Source organism: Heminiphilus faecis (genome assembly GCF_008728965.1).
Taxonomy (GTDB): domain Bacteria; phylum Bacteroidota; class Bacteroidia; order Bacteroidales; family Muribaculaceae; genus Muribaculum; species Muribaculum faecis.
In genome coordinates this window covers 15,431-32,676 of the sequence record NZ_VSMC01000031.1, presented here as the reverse complement: position 1 = coordinate 32,676, position 17,246 = coordinate 15,431, and the positions used below count along the sequence as shown (strand labels likewise).

General features: G+C 48.0%; 18 protein-coding genes. 1 reads left to right on the top strand and 17 read right to left on the bottom strand.

Going from position 1 to position 17,246, the window contains the following annotated elements; genetic code table 11:
* Nucleotides 1-246: 246 nt before the first annotated feature.
* Complete coding sequence (locus FW767_RS11495) at nucleotides 247-825, bottom strand: hypothetical protein (protein WP_121699297.1); 579 nt, start codon at nucleotides 823-825, stop codon at nucleotides 247-249.
* 91 nt (nucleotides 826-916) lie between these two features.
* Between FW767_RS11495 and FW767_RS11490 the strand changes: the two genes are divergently transcribed.
* Nucleotides 917-2,035 carry a hypothetical protein gene (locus FW767_RS11490; protein ID WP_121699298.1) on the top strand — a complete coding sequence of 373 codons (1,119 nt, stop codon included), beginning with the start codon at nucleotides 917-919 and terminating at the stop codon, nucleotides 2,033-2,035.
* On the opposite strand, the gene FW767_RS11485 is transcribed toward FW767_RS11490, so the two are convergent.
* The 16 genes from FW767_RS11485 to FW767_RS11410 all read right to left on the bottom strand — a co-directional run bounded on the left by FW767_RS11485 (nucleotide 2,021) and on the right by FW767_RS11410 (nucleotide 17,154).
* Nucleotides 2,021-2,614 carry a Maf family nucleotide pyrophosphatase gene (locus FW767_RS11485; protein WP_121699299.1) on the bottom strand — a complete coding sequence of 198 codons (594 nt, stop codon included), beginning with the start codon at nucleotides 2,612-2,614 and terminating at the stop codon, nucleotides 2,021-2,023. The genes FW767_RS11490 and FW767_RS11485 overlap by 15 nt on opposite strands.
* A gap of 10 nt (nucleotides 2,615-2,624) precedes the next feature.
* Complete coding sequence (locus tag FW767_RS11480) at nucleotides 2,625-3,149, bottom strand: KdsC family phosphatase (RefSeq protein WP_121699300.1); 525 nt, start codon at nucleotides 3,147-3,149, stop codon at nucleotides 2,625-2,627.
* Entirely contained in the window at nucleotides 3,146-3,973 is an 828-nt protein-coding gene (locus FW767_RS11475) for a Rossmann-like and DUF2520 domain-containing protein (protein WP_121699301.1), read from the bottom strand. The genes FW767_RS11480 and FW767_RS11475 overlap by 4 nt, the downstream gene beginning before the upstream one ends.
* Nucleotides 3,934-4,470, bottom strand: a complete 537-nt coding sequence (locus tag FW767_RS11470; protein ID WP_121699302.1) for a nitroreductase family protein — start codon at nucleotides 4,468-4,470, stop codon at nucleotides 3,934-3,936. Before FW767_RS11470 ends, FW767_RS11475 begins: the two co-directional genes overlap by 40 nt.
* 47 nt (nucleotides 4,471-4,517) lie before the next feature.
* Nucleotides 4,518-5,495: an HU domain-containing protein gene (locus FW767_RS11465; RefSeq protein ID WP_121699303.1), complete on the bottom strand. Its 978-nt coding sequence runs from the start codon at nucleotides 5,493-5,495 to the stop codon at nucleotides 4,518-4,520.
* 208 nt (nucleotides 5,496-5,703) lie between these two features.
* Nucleotides 5,704-6,126 carry a Fur family transcriptional regulator gene (locus FW767_RS11460; protein WP_121699304.1) on the bottom strand — a complete coding sequence of 141 codons (423 nt, stop codon included), beginning with the start codon at nucleotides 6,124-6,126 and terminating at the stop codon, nucleotides 5,704-5,706.
* A gap of 304 nt (nucleotides 6,127-6,430) precedes the next feature.
* A complete protein-coding gene (locus FW767_RS11455) occupies nucleotides 6,431-7,387 on the bottom strand; it encodes a peptidoglycan DD-metalloendopeptidase family protein (protein WP_148464417.1) in 957 nt (318 codons plus the stop codon).
* A 23-nt stretch (nucleotides 7,388-7,410) separates the two neighbouring features.
* Nucleotides 7,411-7,872, bottom strand: coding sequence for a nucleoside-diphosphate kinase (ndk, locus tag FW767_RS11450; protein ID WP_121699306.1), 462 nt, complete (start codon nucleotides 7,870-7,872; stop codon nucleotides 7,411-7,413).
* 269 nt (nucleotides 7,873-8,141) lie between these two features.
* Complete coding sequence (recG, locus tag FW767_RS11445; RefSeq protein ID WP_121699307.1) at nucleotides 8,142-10,232, bottom strand: ATP-dependent DNA helicase RecG; 2,091 nt, start codon at nucleotides 10,230-10,232, stop codon at nucleotides 8,142-8,144.
* A complete protein-coding gene (locus FW767_RS11440) occupies nucleotides 10,210-10,917 on the bottom strand; it encodes an IspD/TarI family cytidylyltransferase (protein ID WP_121699308.1) in 708 nt (235 codons plus the stop codon). Before FW767_RS11440 ends, recG begins: the two co-directional genes overlap by 23 nt.
* A gap of 302 nt (nucleotides 10,918-11,219) precedes the next feature.
* Nucleotides 11,220-11,969, bottom strand: a complete 750-nt coding sequence (locus FW767_RS11435) for a UDP-2,3-diacylglucosamine diphosphatase (RefSeq protein WP_121699309.1) — start codon at nucleotides 11,967-11,969, stop codon at nucleotides 11,220-11,222.
* Nucleotides 11,970-11,982: 13 nt separating this feature from the next.
* Nucleotides 11,983-12,303, bottom strand: a complete 321-nt coding sequence (locus FW767_RS11430) for a metal-sulfur cluster assembly factor (protein ID WP_121699310.1) — start codon at nucleotides 12,301-12,303, stop codon at nucleotides 11,983-11,985.
* A 1-nt stretch (nucleotide 12,304) separates the two neighbouring features.
* Nucleotides 12,305-14,323 (bottom strand): NAD-dependent DNA ligase LigA, encoded by a 2,019-nt coding sequence (gene ligA, locus FW767_RS11425; RefSeq protein ID WP_121699311.1) that lies wholly within the window; start codon nucleotides 14,321-14,323, stop codon nucleotides 12,305-12,307.
* 131 nt (nucleotides 14,324-14,454) lie between these two features.
* On the bottom strand, nucleotides 14,455-16,092 hold the full coding sequence (gene groL, locus FW767_RS11420; RefSeq protein WP_121699312.1) for a chaperonin GroEL: 1,638 nt from the start codon (nucleotides 16,090-16,092) through the stop codon (nucleotides 14,455-14,457).
* Between the two features lie 24 nt (nucleotides 16,093-16,116).
* Complete coding sequence (locus FW767_RS11415; protein ID WP_121699313.1) at nucleotides 16,117-16,392, bottom strand: co-chaperone GroES; 276 nt, start codon at nucleotides 16,390-16,392, stop codon at nucleotides 16,117-16,119.
* Between the two features lie 222 nt (nucleotides 16,393-16,614).
* The gene (locus tag FW767_RS11410; protein ID WP_121699314.1) at nucleotides 16,615-17,154 is read right to left on the bottom strand and encodes an outer membrane beta-barrel protein; all 540 of its coding nucleotides are present in this window, start codon (nucleotides 17,152-17,154) and stop codon (nucleotides 16,615-16,617) included.
* Between the last annotated feature and the right edge of the window lie 92 nt (nucleotides 17,155-17,246).

Genomic DNA, 17,246 nt, shown 5'->3' with positions numbered 1-17,246 from the left:
GAACCGAACCATCTCAAACAGTTCATCCATCCCTTCGGGAAGGCACATCCATATTGCATCTGTTGTTTTCATACCCCAAATTTAACACTTTTCAGAAATTCCATGCACCGGAATTTCGGATTGACCCGATAGTTGGTTTTTATGATGATTGAAGTGTTTTTTGATAGATGTTGTTTTAGGTTAATTAAACTTGGTCATTATCCCCAAGAATGAATAGAGGTCACTCGTGAGAGTGGCCTTTGATGTTTATGAAAGGTTTTCATACAATGACAGATAGTGGTTTTGTCTGTCGGTCGATGTGCTGTCTATTATATAGACGGGTTTGTCGACAAGTATCGGGTGTTCTGAATATACTCGGTTTTCAACGACAATATTTAAGGTATCCCACGCGTATAGCAGTGCCTCTATTGTGCGCAAGTTGTGTTTTGTCCTTTTTATTATGGCGTTTGGGTTTTTGTAAAGTGTATCTGGATTTGCTACAGTCATTACTGTGGGTATGTGGAAGCGGGTCAATATTTCTGAAAGCAATGGCAGGTTCAGATAATATTCTTTTATGTTTAATATGTGCACTATGTCGGGAGCTTGTGTGGGTATGCGTGACAGTAGATTGTATGTGGCGCGGGCCGAATGTAAGTGCATGCTGTCGCTTATGCCGGCCAATATTCTGTGAAGCTTGCGGTCGGCGCTGTTGCCTATTTTTATAGCCGGTATGACGGATGTAGGCAGCGCTAATGCAGTTATGCATTCGTGGTTTTGGGCTATCAGCAGGTTTGTTATGTCGCTGCATAAGCGGGAATACTCGAAGTCAATCAGTAATACTTTCATTTTGAAGTTTTGCGTAAAGATAATCAAAATGCGGTCTATTGTCAATGAATAATATGTAGGATTGGGCGTTTTTTTGTTAAATTTGTGTTTGATGAAAATACATCTTTTTAATCCGGAAAATGACGTGTCGCTTGCTTACGGGCGCTGTCGGGTCACAATGTCGCCGCTTGTTCGCAGGCTGCATGACGACGGTGCTTTGTTGCCTATGTGGTATGCTGATGCAGGTGATCTGGTCTATGCACCGCTGGCTGACAAAGGCTGGGTTGACCGGATGCGCCGCCTTTTTGCTTTGGATGTGACTCCGGTTGACAGTTGTTGCGGTGTTGCCGGTGCTCCGTGGGGCTGGTCGCATGATGCTTGTCGTATCCTTCGGTCTGCCGGAGCCTCGGCCATTGATGACGGACGGGTGGAGCGGATGCGGATGCTGAGCCATAGACGGACTTCGGCAGAGATAATGTTAAAGCTTTCGGATATGCTTGATATTAAGCTGCCTCCTGTGCCGAGAGAGGTGGCGTCGGTTTCGGAAGTGGCTGAGTGCATGCGTGAGTGGGGACCTGTATATGTCAAAGCGCCATGGTCAAGTAGCGGTCGCGGTGTATTTGCCGTTGATAGTATGACTTCGTCTGTCGAGCGGCGCATTTCTGGTATTTTACGTCGACAGGGTTCGGTGACGGTTGAGAAGGCTTTGAATAAGAAGCGTGATTTCGCAATGTTGTTCTATTCTGAAAACGGTAGGGTGACAATGTGCGGATATTCTTTGTTTTTCAACTCCTTGGGCGATGCATACGGCGGCAATATAATGGCTTGCAGGTCTGTGCTTGAGGACATGATAGTGGATGCGGGAGCATCGCGTGATGAACTGCATTCTGTGGCTGAAGCACTTGTGCGTTTGCTCGGCACGCTTGTGGCCGATTGTTATGAAGGATATTTTGGTGTGGATATGCTCGTGACAGATGACGGCATGATAGCTCCATGCATTGAACTTAACCTGCGTATGACTATGGGTGTCGTGGCTATGCTTTGGCAAGAAAGGTATCTGCATCAGGCTTCGACGGGTATATTCAGGGTTTCGATGGCAGAGCCGGAGGGGATGCCTCCTGTCGTGGAAGCGGGTCGGTTGAAGTCGGGAGTCTTGGAGCTGACCCCTTCGACCTCGGGCGGATTCTATTTTACGGTAGAGGCCGGTCCGTCGTTGTCAGAACTTCAGTAGTTCTGTGTAAAGTCGATGTACCGGAAGTCCCATGACGTTGTAATAGCTTCCCTCGATGTTTTTTATTCCTATGGCTCCTATCCATTCCTGTATGCCGTAGGCTCCGGCTTTGTCAAGCGGTCTGTAGCGAGTCACATAGAAATCGATCTCATCTGACGTGAGGTCGGCGAACTCAACTTTTGTGCAGGCGCTCAATGTTACATGCTTTTTGATTGTCGATATGGTTACGCCGGTCACTACTTCATGCGTGTGACCTGAAAGCTCCCTTAGCATTTCATGCGCGTTTTCCTCTGAATGTGGTTTGCCTAACACGGTGCCCTTGTTGATAACAACAGTGTCGGCTGTTATTATGAGCTGGTCCGGCAGCATTACGGCCCGATAGGCTTCCGCTTTTTTATCGGAGAGAAAGGGTGCCACGTCATGAGCCGGCATATCATCCGGATAGCTTTCGTCTACGTCGATGGTTGCTGCTATGCTGAAGTCTATGCCGATCATCTGAAGGAGTTCGCGGCGTCGCGGTGAATGGCTTGCAAGCAGAATGTCGTATCGGTTTAGATTGTTTAGAGGGTTTGTTGCCATATGTAAGTCTTTACCATCCGAATGCTTTTGCCGAACTCATCCAGTTGTCTTGGGCTTTCATAATCTCTTCAAGCAGGTCGCGGGCCACTCCGTAACCTCCGTTAACGGGAGAGATATAGGTGGCTATAGCTTTGATTTCAGCAGCCGCGTCTTTGGGCGCTACTGCAAGTCCTACGTGTTTCATAGGCTCGAAGTCAGGTATGTCGTCGCCAACGAATGCTGTCTCTTCTTCTGAGAGTCCGTGGATTTCCATCCATTCTCGCAGAAAGTTTATTTTGATGTCGCATTTCATGAAGATGTCCTTAATGCCGAGAGCGGCAAAACGCACTCTTACCGCGTCGCAGTCGCCACCCGATATTATGGCTATTTTGTAGCCGTGTTTTACTGCGAGCTGAAGGGCATATCCGTCTTTTATGTTTACCATGCGTGACGGCTTTCCCGATATGTCCAGCGGTATTGTGGAGGGCGAAAGCACGCCGTCTACGTCAAAGGCTATGCCTTTTATCTTGGAGAGGTCGTAGTTTATCTTGCTCATTGTGGGTCGGAATATTTGTCAATTATGTATTTTGACAATTGTGCGTATATATCTTTTGCTTCACCGTCAAGCATTGACAGGTGTTTTTCTATGACGGCTCTGTCGTTGCGTCGGGCCGGCCCTGTCTGTCCGTCTTTCGGACCTGCTGTCATGGCCTTTTCGAGAGTGGCTTCTATGAGCGGTTTCATTATATCGAGGCCGAGTCCCGAACGTTTCAGTATGTCCGCGCAATGTCCCCAGAGGTAGTTGGTGAAATTACATGCAAATACCGCAGCCACATGAAGCAGTGCACGCTGCTCGCTCGTAGCCGTGTATACGTTTGGTGATATCAGTGATGCTATGCTGGATATTCTTTGTTGTGTCGCATCGGTGCTGCCTTCGATGAATATAGGTACTTTGCTCATATCTACAGGCACCGATTTTGAAAATGTCTGCATCGGATACAGCACACCGTATGTTTCTGTAATCGGTTGCAGCGCGCTCATCGGCACGGAGCCTGAAGTGTGTACCCAGAGCCCTTTTCGATGACCGAGCGCGGATGCCAGCGGCATTATGGCGTCGTCTTTTACCGATATTATATATATGTCGGCGTCGTCCGTGAGTTTTGACAAGTCATCGGTAGCGCATGCGCCTGTTGCTTCTGCCAGTTCTTTGGCGTGGCCGATATGATGGTTGTATATCTGTGCTACGGTTATATGCCGGCTTAAGGATGTGGCCAGATGTGTGGCTACATTGCCTGCTCCGAGTATTACGGCTCTCGTCGTGTTTCGTTCCGGAGTTTTGCTTAGCGTTCGGTCCATGTGCCGATGTGTACTTTCTCCCATTGTAGTTTTTCGACAGCTTGCGGCTTGCGCTCCTCTGCTTTACGGCCTATCGTTATGATGCATACCGGAACTATCGTATCGGGCATTTCCAGCAGGTTCTGGACATATGTCTCCGACTCGAGGTCGTTGACTGTGTAGCGTCCTCTTACTTGTATCCAGCATGATCCGAGCCCGAGGTCGGCGGCCTGCAGCTGTATGTATGTGGCTGCTATTGACGCGTCCTCTATCCATGGATCTGATTTTTCGACATCGGCCGCTACTATTATGGCAAGGGCGCATCCTGCTATCGGACCGGCTCCGTGCTCCTTGCATTTGCTTAATGCTTCGAGTTTGGCGGAATCCTCAACAAGTACAAACTGCCACGGACGGCTGCTTTTTGATGTCGGAGCCATCAAGGCTGCCTCCATAAGCGTTTTTACGTCTTCGGCTGAAACTTCATCGGCGGTATACTTGCGTATACTGCGGCGATTCACAATAAGATCATGAAAATCGGTCATAGTCTGTAGGATTGTATTAAACCCTTGTCGGGTATTGTGTTATCGAATTAGTCCCGACGGCAAACCCATGCGTCAGGGTAAGTGGCGGCATATTCGGTGCCGGCAATAGGTGCTTGAGCTTCGGCATAGGTGTTTCCGGAGGATATATATATTCTGTAACGTCCTCCTGATTCCAGAATGTCCATGTCGTTGCCGTTTTTGTTCATCGCTATGAATTCGGCCGCTTTCTCTCTTGTCGGCAGTGATGCTATGATAAGGAAGTATATGTCTGAACTGCTGCGGCGCAAGATGGCTTCCTTTTGCGGTTTATCCTCTTTTTTTTCTACAGTGGCGCTTGCTGTTTCCGGGTCGGGAAGCGCAATTGTTAATTGTATGTCTGGATTTATGTCGTTGACAAACAGTGGTTCTGTTTTAGGTGCGGTCCGTGTCGTGGCAATTCCGGCAAAGTCGGGGGCATTCTCTATGACCGGAGTCGATATCGTGATGCCGAGCCCAACAAGCAGTATTATGGATGCCGCTATCTTGAATACGCCTTTGAATGACAGTCGGCTGTTTTCGGCTGAGGCTATCACGTTTTCCGTTGTCAAACTTTCCGGCTTCTCAATGGCGATAGGAGTCGCTTTGACGGGCTTCAGTCCGCATAAGCGTGGCGATATAAGAGTTGATGCAAACGGCTCGAAAATCAGTGTGCCTTCGGTGTTGCGGTGTAATGCGCCGAGTCGGCCTACGGCGTATTCTCCATGTGCCTCAATCTGGTGTCGCATCAGATCAATCTCCTCATTCATGAGCGTCACGGCATTGTCATAAGTCAGACATCCGCGGCGAGCCATGGATGTGGCAAGCAGTCCGTCGTTGTGATTGATGTTGGGATTGAACGTTATGTTCCTCTTGGGAGGGAATATGCATCCAAGTTCCTTGTCGATGTATGCCGGGGCGTGGCAGGCTATTAGAGCGCCAATGCCCGGTATTACCACACAATCGTGACGAAGTATAAGGTATTCTATGTGCTTGTTTACCGAATTCACATTACAAAGTTAAAAACTTATGGTCACATTACAAAAGTTAACGACGTTTTATTTATCAACATCGGTGTTAAAAAAGAATGGGCCGATATCAACATCGGTTGTCAGACAGCGTGCCCATACAGTATTTTAGAAGCAATGTAAAAAGCGGTGCGCGGTAAAACTCAATTTTGACACTGCCACTTTGGGGTGGAAAGATGAAAACGCGTGATTATTTCAGGCATTTAGGGCAGATGCCCTTTATCATATAATTTATAGAAGATGGTGAAAATCCTTCGGGTATCTTTACCAAAGGCACACTTACGCTCTCGAAACAATACGTTTCCTTACACTTCAAACAATAGAAATGGACATGCTGATCTGATATTGTATGGTATCTTCCGCTGTGACACAACTCATATTTTAGAGAGCGACTTCCGTCTTCTATCACGTGAACGACTTCCTTCTCGGAGAATAGTTCAAGTACCCTGAAAATACTTGCTTTGTCCATAGAAAAACCCAACAGAGCCTCAAAATCCGCAAGGCTCACAGGGTGAGTCGCTTTCATCAGTTCTCTTAATATGAGTATGCGGTTAGTCGTGGGTTTTATGCCCTTTCCTTCCAAGATATTTTCTATTTCGTCTGAAGTAATCATATTCTATTTTTTATCTGCAAAGGTACACCTAATTTATGAAGCAATGTAAAAACACGGTTGATCAACGGCGATAAGGTTGGCAGGGATGCTGGTACGACGGCGTCCGGCTGCGATCCGCATGGCCTCTTGTATAGCCGTCCGGATATGCTGGCGCCGTACTGCCGGCGCCCATGTCAATCTGCGGTATATTTAACACTTCAACTGGGTTTTGCAGCTCAAATTTAAGGTTGATGTAAAAGAATACGGTCGCTTATTCGGCGACCGTATTCTTTCTTTATTATTTTATTTATGAAGCAAAAACGTTTTATCTTACTTTCAGTGATTTTCCCACCGACAAAGTCGTATTTCGATTTATGCCGTTTAGTCTGCATAGTTTATCGACGGTAGTACCGTTGGCTTTTGCTATCTTTGACAGGCTGTCGCCTTTTCTTACCTTGACTGTCGCGGCTTTTGACTTTGACGAAGCGAGAGCCTTGCTTGAGGTTTTACGCTTTTTTGCCGGAGAGTAGTCACGGGCATCTTTATAACTACTTTTGTTAAACGTAAATTCGTCAGTGTGGGTCGTTTTGTTCTCGAAGTCAAAGATGGCGGCCGGATTGATGGCGTATCCCATATAGCGGGTTTCGAAATGAAGGTGCGGCCCGGTTGAGCGTCCTGTGTTGCCACCCAAGGCTATGGGGTCGCCGGCTTTTACGTATTGGTCAGGCGATACGAGAAATTTCGACAGGTGTCCGTATACGGTCTCAAGGCCGTTGGAATGACGTACAATCACGTAGAGGCCATAACCTTTTCTGCGTCCTTGATTGCGGGTCAGTCTTACTTTGCCGTCAAATGCTGCGCGTATGGTGTCGCCTATCTGCACCTTGAGGTCTATGCCTTTGTGCATGCGGCGGAAACGGCGACGGTAACCGTAAGGCGATGTGACATAGCCCATGGTAGGCATGCAGAAATTACTTACATCTATGACCTTTGTGTCGGGTACTACGGCGTTAGTATAGCAGTTTACCGCTTGGCTGTCCCAACCTTCTACATATATGTCCTCTTCAGGCTCTTCTTCTTCGCTGAAGATGTTGTCCATATAGTCGAGGGTCTCTTTAAGTTTTATCTGTTCGTTGATGTTTGTCTGGTAAGCAAGCAGGTCCTTGTGTTCTGCGTTATGCTGTGCCGGACGGCGGTCGTAAGTCGTTTGAGCAAATGCTGAAAATGTCGTTACTAAGGTTAATGCGGCTGCAGTAGCTAATTTGGTGATATTAAATCGCATTGGTTTTGTCTTTGTCAGATTAATTAGATTTCGTCGGGAGCGTAATAAAATCTTAAATTCGCGGGGCGATAGGAGAATATTTCTCCCGGCTTGAAGAAACGGGCCAATTCAATACGGCCGTTTTCAACGCTGTCGGAAGCGTGGACTATATTTTCCTGTCCGCTCATGGATAAGTCGCCGCGTATGGTGCCGGGAAGTGCTTTGCGGCCGTTAGTGGCGCCGGTCATCAACCTTACTACTTCTACAGCATCTATTCCTTCGAGGCACATAACTAAGACAGGAGTAGCCATCATCGACTCCAATAAAGAAGGGAAAAACGGCTTTTCTGTAAGGTGCGAGTAGTGCTCACGCAGAATCTCTTCATCAAGCTGCATCATTTTTAGTCCTGTTATTGTAAGACCTTTATTCTGAAAGCGGCTGATGATGTCACCTATGAGACCACGATGTACGGCAGATGGTTTTATTATAACTAAGGTTTGCTCCATTTCGCAATTTTAATGATTTTAACGTTGTTCTCGTCTGTAGCTCAAATATACAAAAACCATTTGGATCATTAATGGAAATTCAAAACAAAAAGTGTGAAAAATAATTTGCAGGAATTAAATGCGCTGCGTAGTTGATTGTTTTATAGGTGTTTGCGCTGTAATATGTTTAACAACATGTTTTGAACAACGTGGGGTTTGACATTGTTGCGCAGAGTAAATATTTGTTAAAATATGTATTTTAAAAGGCAGGTAATTTAACTAAAACTATATCAGCTTATTCTTGACCAATCGACTATTCTGTTATCAAGTAGAGCAAGTTCATTTTTTATTACCGCATTATCGGGGTTGGTCAGCTCGGGGTCTTCATCGAGAATTTCGTTTGCCTTATCGCGAGCAAGACTTACTATTCTGCCGTCGGTCGATAGGTCGGCGATGTGAAGCTCGAAAGGTATTCCGCTCTGCATAGTGCCTTCTATGTCGCCCGGTCCTCTCATTTTAAGGTCGGCCTCTGCCACGACAAAGCCGTCGGTGGTCGAAGTCATTATTTCAAGCCGTCGGCGTGTCTCTTTGGTTATCTTATGGTGCGTCATAAGTATACAGTAGCTTTGGTCGGCGCCTCGGCCGACTCGGCCTCTTAATTGGTGTAACTGCGAAAGGCCGAAGCGTTCTGCGTTTTCAATAAGCATTACCGAGGCGTTCGGCACATTCACTCCAACCTCGATGACAGTTGTGGCTACCATGATGTGTGCCTGTCCGGATGCAAATAATTGCATCTGAAAATCCTTTTCGGCGGGTTTCATCTTGCCGTGCACGTGGCATACTCTATACTGCGGGAAGAGCTCCTGAATATACTCATATCCGTCTTCGAGGCTTTTTAGATCAAGTTTTTCGTTCTCCTTTATCAAAGGATATACGATATATATCTGTCGTCCCTCTTTCAGCTGTCGTCCGATGGCTTGGTATACCGGACGCCGATTGTCGTCGTAGCGCAGAAGTGTCGTTATGGGTTTGCGTCCCGGAGGCAGCTCGTCGATTACCGACACACTCAGATCGCCGTAAACAGTCATTGCCAATGTACGCGGTATCGGGGTCGCAGTCATTACAAGGACGTGTGGCGGAATCGAGTTCTTTTTCCACATGCGTGCCCGTTGGGCTACTCCGAAACGGTGTTGTTCATCAATTACTACAAAACCGAGATTTTTGAATTTAACATTGTCTTCAATCACGGCATGTGTGCCTACGAGTATGTGCAGTGAGCCGTCGGCAAGCTGACGGTGTATTATCTCGCGGTTTTTCTTTGATGTGGAACCGGTAAGGAGTTTTATGTTTATGCCTATAGGTGCGGCAAGTTTGTACAGTGTCTCGAAGTGTTGGGTTGCGAGGATTTCGGTCGGTGCCATCATACATGCCTGTGTGTCGTTGTCGAGAGCTATGAGCATGCACAGTAGTCCTACCAAAGTCTTTCCGCTGCCTACGTCGCCCTGCAACAGCCTGTTCATCTGTCGGCCTGTCGTCATGTCGGCTCTTATCTCTTTGATCACTCTTTTTTGAGCGCCGGTTAACTCGAAGGGCATCTGTTCATGGTAGAAGCGGTTGAAATAATCGCCTATACGCGGAAAGCGGAAGCCGGAAAGCGAAGCGTTGCGTCTGCGCGCGTACCTTAATATATTTAGCTGCAGATACAGCAACTCTTCCAGTTTCAGCCTGAACTTGGCATTGTTGAGAGCTTCCAGCGACTGTGGATTGTGTATGTTGGCGAGGGCCTCACGCAGAGGCATAAGTTTCATGCTCTCTGTGACTTTACGTGGCAGAGTCTCGCTGATGGAAGGCGATGCCGCAAGGGCTGTCTGTATCCATGTGAATATCTGTCGTGATCCGATGCCTTGGTTGCGCAATTTGTCGGTAAGAGGATATACGCCCCGTAGACCCTGCATGGCGCCGGGTGCCGCAGGAGTGTCGATCTCAGGATGTACCATGCTCCAGCGGCCGTTGAATTCTTCCGGTTTACCGAATACGATATACTCGTTGCCGGTGTGGTAGCTGTCGCGCAGTTGCTTTATGCGTCGAAACCATACGACTTCCATTGTGGTGGTGCCGTCGGTGAATACGCCTACAAGCCGTGTCTTTGCGCCTTCTCCCTGTATCGACATGGTTAGAAACCGCCCTTTGACCTGAACCGACGGCATGTCGCCTGTGAATCCCGATATGCTGTAAAATTTGGATCGGTCGACATATCGGGTAGGGAAGTGGTAAAGCAGGTCGCGATAAGAACTTATGCCGAGTTCTTTGTTGAGCAACTCGGCACGCTTGGGCCCTACGCCGTGAAGATATTTTATGTCAAGCGAGCGTAGACGTCTCATGTGCCATGTAGATAGCTGCTATGTCGATATCGGCCGGCATGGTTATCTTTATATTTGATAGGCTGCCGTCGACCAGCGCGATGTCTGTGTAGCCTGCGGCAGCCATTACCGATGCGTCATCGGTGAAGCTGTCCTTGTATGGCAGGCTGTATGCTTTGATTAGTTTGCGGGCGTCAAACGCCTGCGGTGTCTGTACGGCCCTTATGATGCTTCGGTCTATCGGGTGCGAGGAGCCGTCGTTTTCAAGTATCCTGAGCGAGTCTGTAACCGGTGTGGCCGGTATCGAGCCGGAAGCCAGTTGAAGCCCGTCGATAATTCTGGCTACAAGAGCCGAGTCGATAAGCGGACGTGCGCCGTCGTGTACGGTTATTATGCCTTCCTCTTCCGGTGATAGTTTTATCGTGTCTATAGCATTTTTAACCGATTGCCAGCGTGTGGAGCCGCCTGCGATTATTGTCGGGGAGCAGAACCCGAACTTGTCACACAGCATGTGCCACAGTTTCAGGTGCGGCTCACCAAGCACGAGCAGTATGCTGCTGCCGGGGAGGGCCTGCCGCATTCTGTCGATAGTATGCATGAGTACCGGGCGACCGGCAAGTGGCTGAAATTGTTTGGGACAGCCGGAGCCAAAGCGAGTGCCGCTTCCTGCCGCTACGATGATGTTATGTATATTACGATGCTTCATTTATGCAAAAATAATGATTATGGTTTATTTAATAAAATAAAAAGGAGCTTATCTCTAAGCTCCTTTTTATGGGTTTCCAATAGGTACAATTTCTAAGGTAAAAAAGATTGTTTTAGGTTTGTGCCACAAAGGTCATCCTTTTTTATTGACCAGCCAAAGGAAAAAACATGTTACAAAACATGTTTTATGGATGTAAATGAGACACTTGTGCTGATAAAGTATTGTTATATAATGTTATAACATGTTTCGTTTTGAAATATGTTAATTGTGAAAAATAGTTAAAATGATACTCTGTTGTATTTTTATGATACAAATCTGCCGAGTTTTACGCAGTTGCCGTCATATCGGGCATAAGAAAAATGATGTATCCAGTCGCCGAGAATTACGACGTGGCAGTCGTCCGCGATGTTATAATCGACCAGCACATGCCTGTGTCCGAATATAAAATAATCGATGTCGGGGTGGGTTGTGCGATACTCCTTGGCAAACTCTATGAGCGCTTCATTTTCAGGACCGTTCCACAGTGGTGTCTCTTCGCTGAAATTGCGGCTGTGCGATGACCAGTTGAGGGCAAAGGGTATTGTCCAGCGCGGATGGATTGCCGAATATAGCTTTTGGCATATTTTATTTCGAAAAATGGCACGCATCATTCTGAAAGCCGGTTTGAGCCGACCTACGCCGTCGCCATGTGACAGAAAGAATTTTTTGCCTTCTATAGTGACCTCGCTGTAGCCGTCTATGACCGTGAGTCCTATCTCGTCGCGCAAATAGTCAAACAGCCATATGTCGTGATTGCCGATAAACCAGTATATCTTTACGCCCTCGTCGGCGAGCGTGGCCAGTGCTCCGAAAAATCTTACGTAGCCCCGCGGAACAACAGTGCGATACTCGTACCAATAGTCGAGTATGTCGCCAAGCATGTATATGGCTTTGGCTTCATCCTTGACTGACATCAGCCAGTCAACGACCCGTTTCTCGTATTCGAGCGGATTTTTAAGATATGTGGCACCGAGGTGCATGTCCGATATGAAGTATGTGTATTTTCGGGCCATTGGGAATATCGTTTTACAGGAAGCCGAGATCGAGTTTGGCCTCTTCGCTCATCATGTCTTTATTCCATTCGGGTTCAAAAACGATGTTTATGTTCACGTTTTTTATGCCTTCGATGCTTTCGAGCTTTATGCGCGCGTCTTCAACGAGGAAGTCGGCGGCCGGACAATTAGGGGCTGTCAATGTCATGTCTACATTGAGGTTGGTGTCATCGTCCACTTCGATGCGGTATATCAGGCCGAGATTGTATATGTCGACCGGTATTTCCGGATCAAATACTGTTTTGAGCAGTGTCACAGCCCGCTCTTCTATTTTCAGTTTTTCGTCAGGTGTCATACTATGATTGTTTTTCTATCATTATTAAGAATGTATCTTCGTCAATGACGGGGATGCCGAGCGACTTAGCTTTTTCGAGTTTGGCCGGACCCATGTTCTCTCCGGCGAGTACATAGTCGGTTTTTTTAGATATGGAGCCGCTGTTTTTGCCTCCGTTGTTTTCTATCAGTTCTTTGTACTCGTCACGCGAGTGCTTGCTGAATGTGCCGCTGATGACTATTGTTTTGCCGGCAAGGAGGTCAGACCGGTCTGCATCGACATTTTCCGGTACCGACATGTTAACTCCCGCGTCTTTCAGCCGTCTGACAATATTTCGGTTTTCTTGAACGCTGAAATATGATATTATACTTTCGGCAATGCGCGGTCCTATATCCTCTATGGCTGTAAGTTCATCGACGCTTGCTTCCATTATGCGGTCTATCGACTTCATGGCTCTTGCCAGTTTTTTTGCTCCGGTCTCGCCTACATACGGTATTGACAAGGCATAAAGCACTCGTTCAAAAGGCACCTCCTTTGAGGCCTCTACTCCTTCGAGAATGCGGTTTACGGTGCGTGGACCTATGCCGGGCAGCATTTTCATGGCTTCGGCATGTACTTCGAGTGTATACAGGTCGGCCGGATTTCTGACCCATCCGTTATTGTACAGTTCAACGACCATTTCTTCGCCGATGCCGTCAATATTCATCATGCGGCGTCCTACGTAGTGCTCTATGCGTCCGCATATCTGCGGCGGGCATCCCGATTTATTGGGGCATATCCAAGCCGCCTCGCCTTCGATTCTTATCAGAGGGGTTCCGCATACCGGACAGTTTTTGACAAACTCTACCGGTTCGGAGCCGGGTGCGCGCGAGTTTTTGTCCACGTCTGTTATTTTGGGTATTATCTCGCCTCCTTTTTCAACATAGAGCATGTCATGGTCATGAATGTCGAGAGTGCGTATTATGTCTTCGTTGTGCAGTGACGCACGCTTTACGACAGTGCCTGACAGGAGTACGGGTTCAAGATTGGCCACGGGCGTCACCACGCCTGTGCGTCCTACTTCAAATGATACAAACCGCAATTTTGTCAGCGCGCGCTCTGCCTTGAATTTGTAGGCTATGGCCCACCGGGGCGACTTTGCTGTAAAGCCAAGATTGAGCTGCTGTCTGCGGCTGTTTATCTTGAATACAAGTCCGTCGGTCGCTACGGGGAGTTCCTTGCGGGCTGTGTCCCAGTATTCTATGTAGCGGTCCACCGCTTCCATGTCATCGAGCAGCGTCATTTCTGGCGATACTTTGAAGCCCCATGAAGCGGCGGCTTTCATATTGTCATAGTGGTTGTCATAGGGCAGATTGTCGCCAAGCATAAAATATAGTATGGCGTCGAGTCCGCGTTTTGCCACTTCGGCCGAGTTCTGCATCTTGAGGGTTCCGGATGCTGCATTGCGCGGATTGGCAAACAGAGGCTCCTCGTTAAACTCGCGTTCGGCATTCAGTCGGTCAAATTCTTTCCACGGAAGCAATATCTCGCCGCGTATCTCAAATTCATCGGGCCATCCGCTGCCTTGAAGCTGAAGCGGTATGCTTTTTATGGTTATTACGTTGTCTGTCACTACGTCGCCCTGCTGTCCGTCACCGCGAGTTACAGCTCTTACCAGCCGTCCATGCTCATATGTAAGCGATATTGATGTGCCGTCGTACTTCATTTCGCCCACAATCTTGAAGTCTTCACCCATGAGGCCGTCTTTGGCGCGCCTTACGAAGTCGTTGACCTCTTCGATCGAATAGGTGTTGCCGAGCGAAAGCATGGGGCGTTTGTGGGCAATCTGGGTAAAAGCTTTGTTGATGTCGCTGCCTACTCTGTGTGTCGGCGAATATGGGTCGTCAAACTCGGGATGCTCTTTTTCAAGCTCTTCGAGTTCTTTCATCATGAAGTCGAAGTCCATGTCCGAAATTTCGGGAGCGTTCAGCACATAATAATTATGATTGTGGCGGTTGAGTTCTTCCCGCAGATGCAAAATTCGTTGTCTGGCAGAGTCCATAGGGCTTTATTTTAGATTACAAAGATAATCAATCGGCGTAATATTTATTCCGGTCGCGTAAAGAAAAGTATAAAGAAAAACAGGATGCGACACGAGCCGCATCCTGTATGATATACGATATGAGTTTTTTATTACATCATGCCGCCCATGCCACCCATGCCGCCTGCGGGCATTGCGGGTGCGGGGTTGTCTTCTTTCTTGTCGGCGATGACGCACTCTGTGGTGAGGAACATGCCTGCTATTGAAGCGGCATTTTCGAGTGCCACACGGGTTACCTTGGCCGGGTCGATGACACCTGTTGCAAACAGATGCTCATATTCGCCGGTGCGGGCGTTATAACCGTAGTCGCCTGTGCCTTCCTTGATTTTCTGTATGACAACGGCTCCTTCAAGGCCGGCATTGGCTACAATCTGACGGAGCGGCTCTTCGATGGCGCGCTTGATGATGGCAACGCCGGTGCACTCGTCGTCGTTGTCGCCGCATATGTCATCAAGGCTCTCGATGGCACGGATGTATGCAACGCCTCCACCCGGCACAATGCCTTCGGCGATGGCTGCGCGTGTAGCGCTGAGGGCGTCGTCAACGCGGTCTTTCTTTTCTTTCATCTCCACTTCCGAAGGTGCGCCGATATGGAGTACGGCAACACCGCCTGCGAGTTTTGCGAGACGTTCCTGAAGTTTCTCCTTGTCGTAGTCGCTTGTGGTGGTCTCGATCTGGGCTTTGATCTGGGCCACGCGCTGTGCGATGGCCTCTTTAGCTCCGGCGCCGTTGACGATTGTGGTATTTTCCTTATTGACTGTGATGGTCTCCGCTTGTCCGAGCATGTCTATTGATGCTCCTTCGAGGGTCATGCCCTTTTCCTGCGATATGACTACACCGCCGGTAAGAACGGCGATATCCTCGAGCATCTCTTTGCGGCGGTCGCCGAAACCGGGGGCTTTGACTGCACATATCTTCAACGAGCCGCGCAGACGGTTCACCACAAGGGTGGCGAGAGCTTCCTGATCTACATCTTCCGCTATGATGAGCAGCGGACGGCCGCTCTGTGCGGTGGCTTCGAGGATGGGGAGCATCTCCTTGAGCGAAGATATCTTTTTGTCATAGATGAGTACATAGGGATGGTCCATATCGCACTCCATTTTTTCTGTATTGGTCACGAAGTAAGGCGATATGTAGCCGCGGTCAAACTGCATGCCCTCCACTATGTCGACTGTGGTCTCGGTGCCTTTGGCTTCGTCAACGGTGATGACACCCTCTTTTTTGACTTTACGCATCGCTTCGGCTATGAGTTTGCCTATCTCTGCATCGTTGTTTGCCGATACGCGGGCTACATCTTCGATTTTCTTCAGGTCGTCGCCTACCTCTTCGGCCTGACTCTTGATGTGTGCCACTACAGCAGCTACGGCTTTGTCGATACCGCGCTTGATGTCCATCGGGTTGGCGCCGGCCGCTACATTCTTGAGGCCCACGTTTATTATGGCCTGTGCGAGTACGGTGGCTGTGGTCGTACCGTCGCCGGCGTCATCACCGGTCTTTGATGCGACCTCCTTGACGAGTTGCGCGCCCATGTTCTGGAATGCGTCCTCGAGTTCTACCTCCCGGGCTACCGATACGCCATCTTTGGTGATGTGGGGTGCGCCGAATTTCTTTTCGATAATCACGTTGCGACCTTTGGGGCCGAGTGTCACTTTGACAGCGTCGGCAAGAGCGTCAACGCCTTTTTTAAGCTCTTCGCGGGCTTTGATGTCAAATTTAATTTCTTTTGCCATAGTTTTAATATGAAGCTTTTGTTTTTATTCGTTTACGACAGCCAGAATGTCAGATTGACGCATGATGAGAAGTTTCTCACCGTCAATCTCTATTTCGGTTCCGGCATATTTGCCAAACATCACGATGTCGTTTTCCTTAACAATCATCTCTTCGTCCTTGGTGCCGTTGCCTACGGCGAGCACTGTGCCGCGCAAGGGTTTCTCTTTTGCGGAGTCGGGGATGATGATGCCCGAAAGGGTCTTTTCCTCAGCAGGAGTGGGCTTGATCAACACTCTGTCAGCTAATGGTTTGATTGTCATAGTGATTGTTGTTTAATATTGTTAGTTATATGATTTTGGATTATGTTTGTCATGTCTCCGTGTGTTTAATATAGCATATACTGTGCCAAAACGATTAGATGACATGTCGGTTGACAATTTGTCACTTTGTTTTTGTACACTGTATATAATAACACACGAGGGCGTCATCGGTTTATGACGCCCTCGTTGTATTTAACAAACTTAAATTTCTAAACGCTTATTTTAGAAATTGTAGTAGAAGCCGAATGTTATGTCATTGCCGCTGAGACTGACTCCATATGTCTTGCCGGCTTCTTTAAGATCCTGATAACCCAAGAAACCTACATGAGCCACGAGGCTGAACTTCTCGTTGAGGTTCACTGCGAAACCCGGCTTGAAGCCGATTTCCCAAGTGCATTTAGAGTCGCCTTCATCGGGCTTGAGGTAACCGAGGCCGGCTCCGCCGTCAACGAAGAGGCTTATGAGATTGTTGTCGGTACGGAAGAATGTGTAACGTGCATAGGGGCTGATTGAAAAGCGATTGTATGCGTCCTTTGCCCAAGTGTAGTTGAGGGTGGCGCCGATAGCCCAAGTCTCATTGATGTTGTAGCCCAATTCGGGAGCGATGGTGAATATGTCCGATTTTACTTCTACATTGGTTCCGTCAATGTCGGTTTCTACTGTCTGGTGTGCGTAACCGAAAGCTCCGCCTACATACCAATTCTGTGCAGAAGCACCAAGTGCCATAACTGCGACAACTGCTAAAACAAATAACTTTTTCATATTCTAAATATTACTTAGGTTGGTTAATGTTTGGCAAAATTAAGTAAAATTAAGTAAATAAACGAAGTTTTGGCGTGAAAAATCGGCTACAC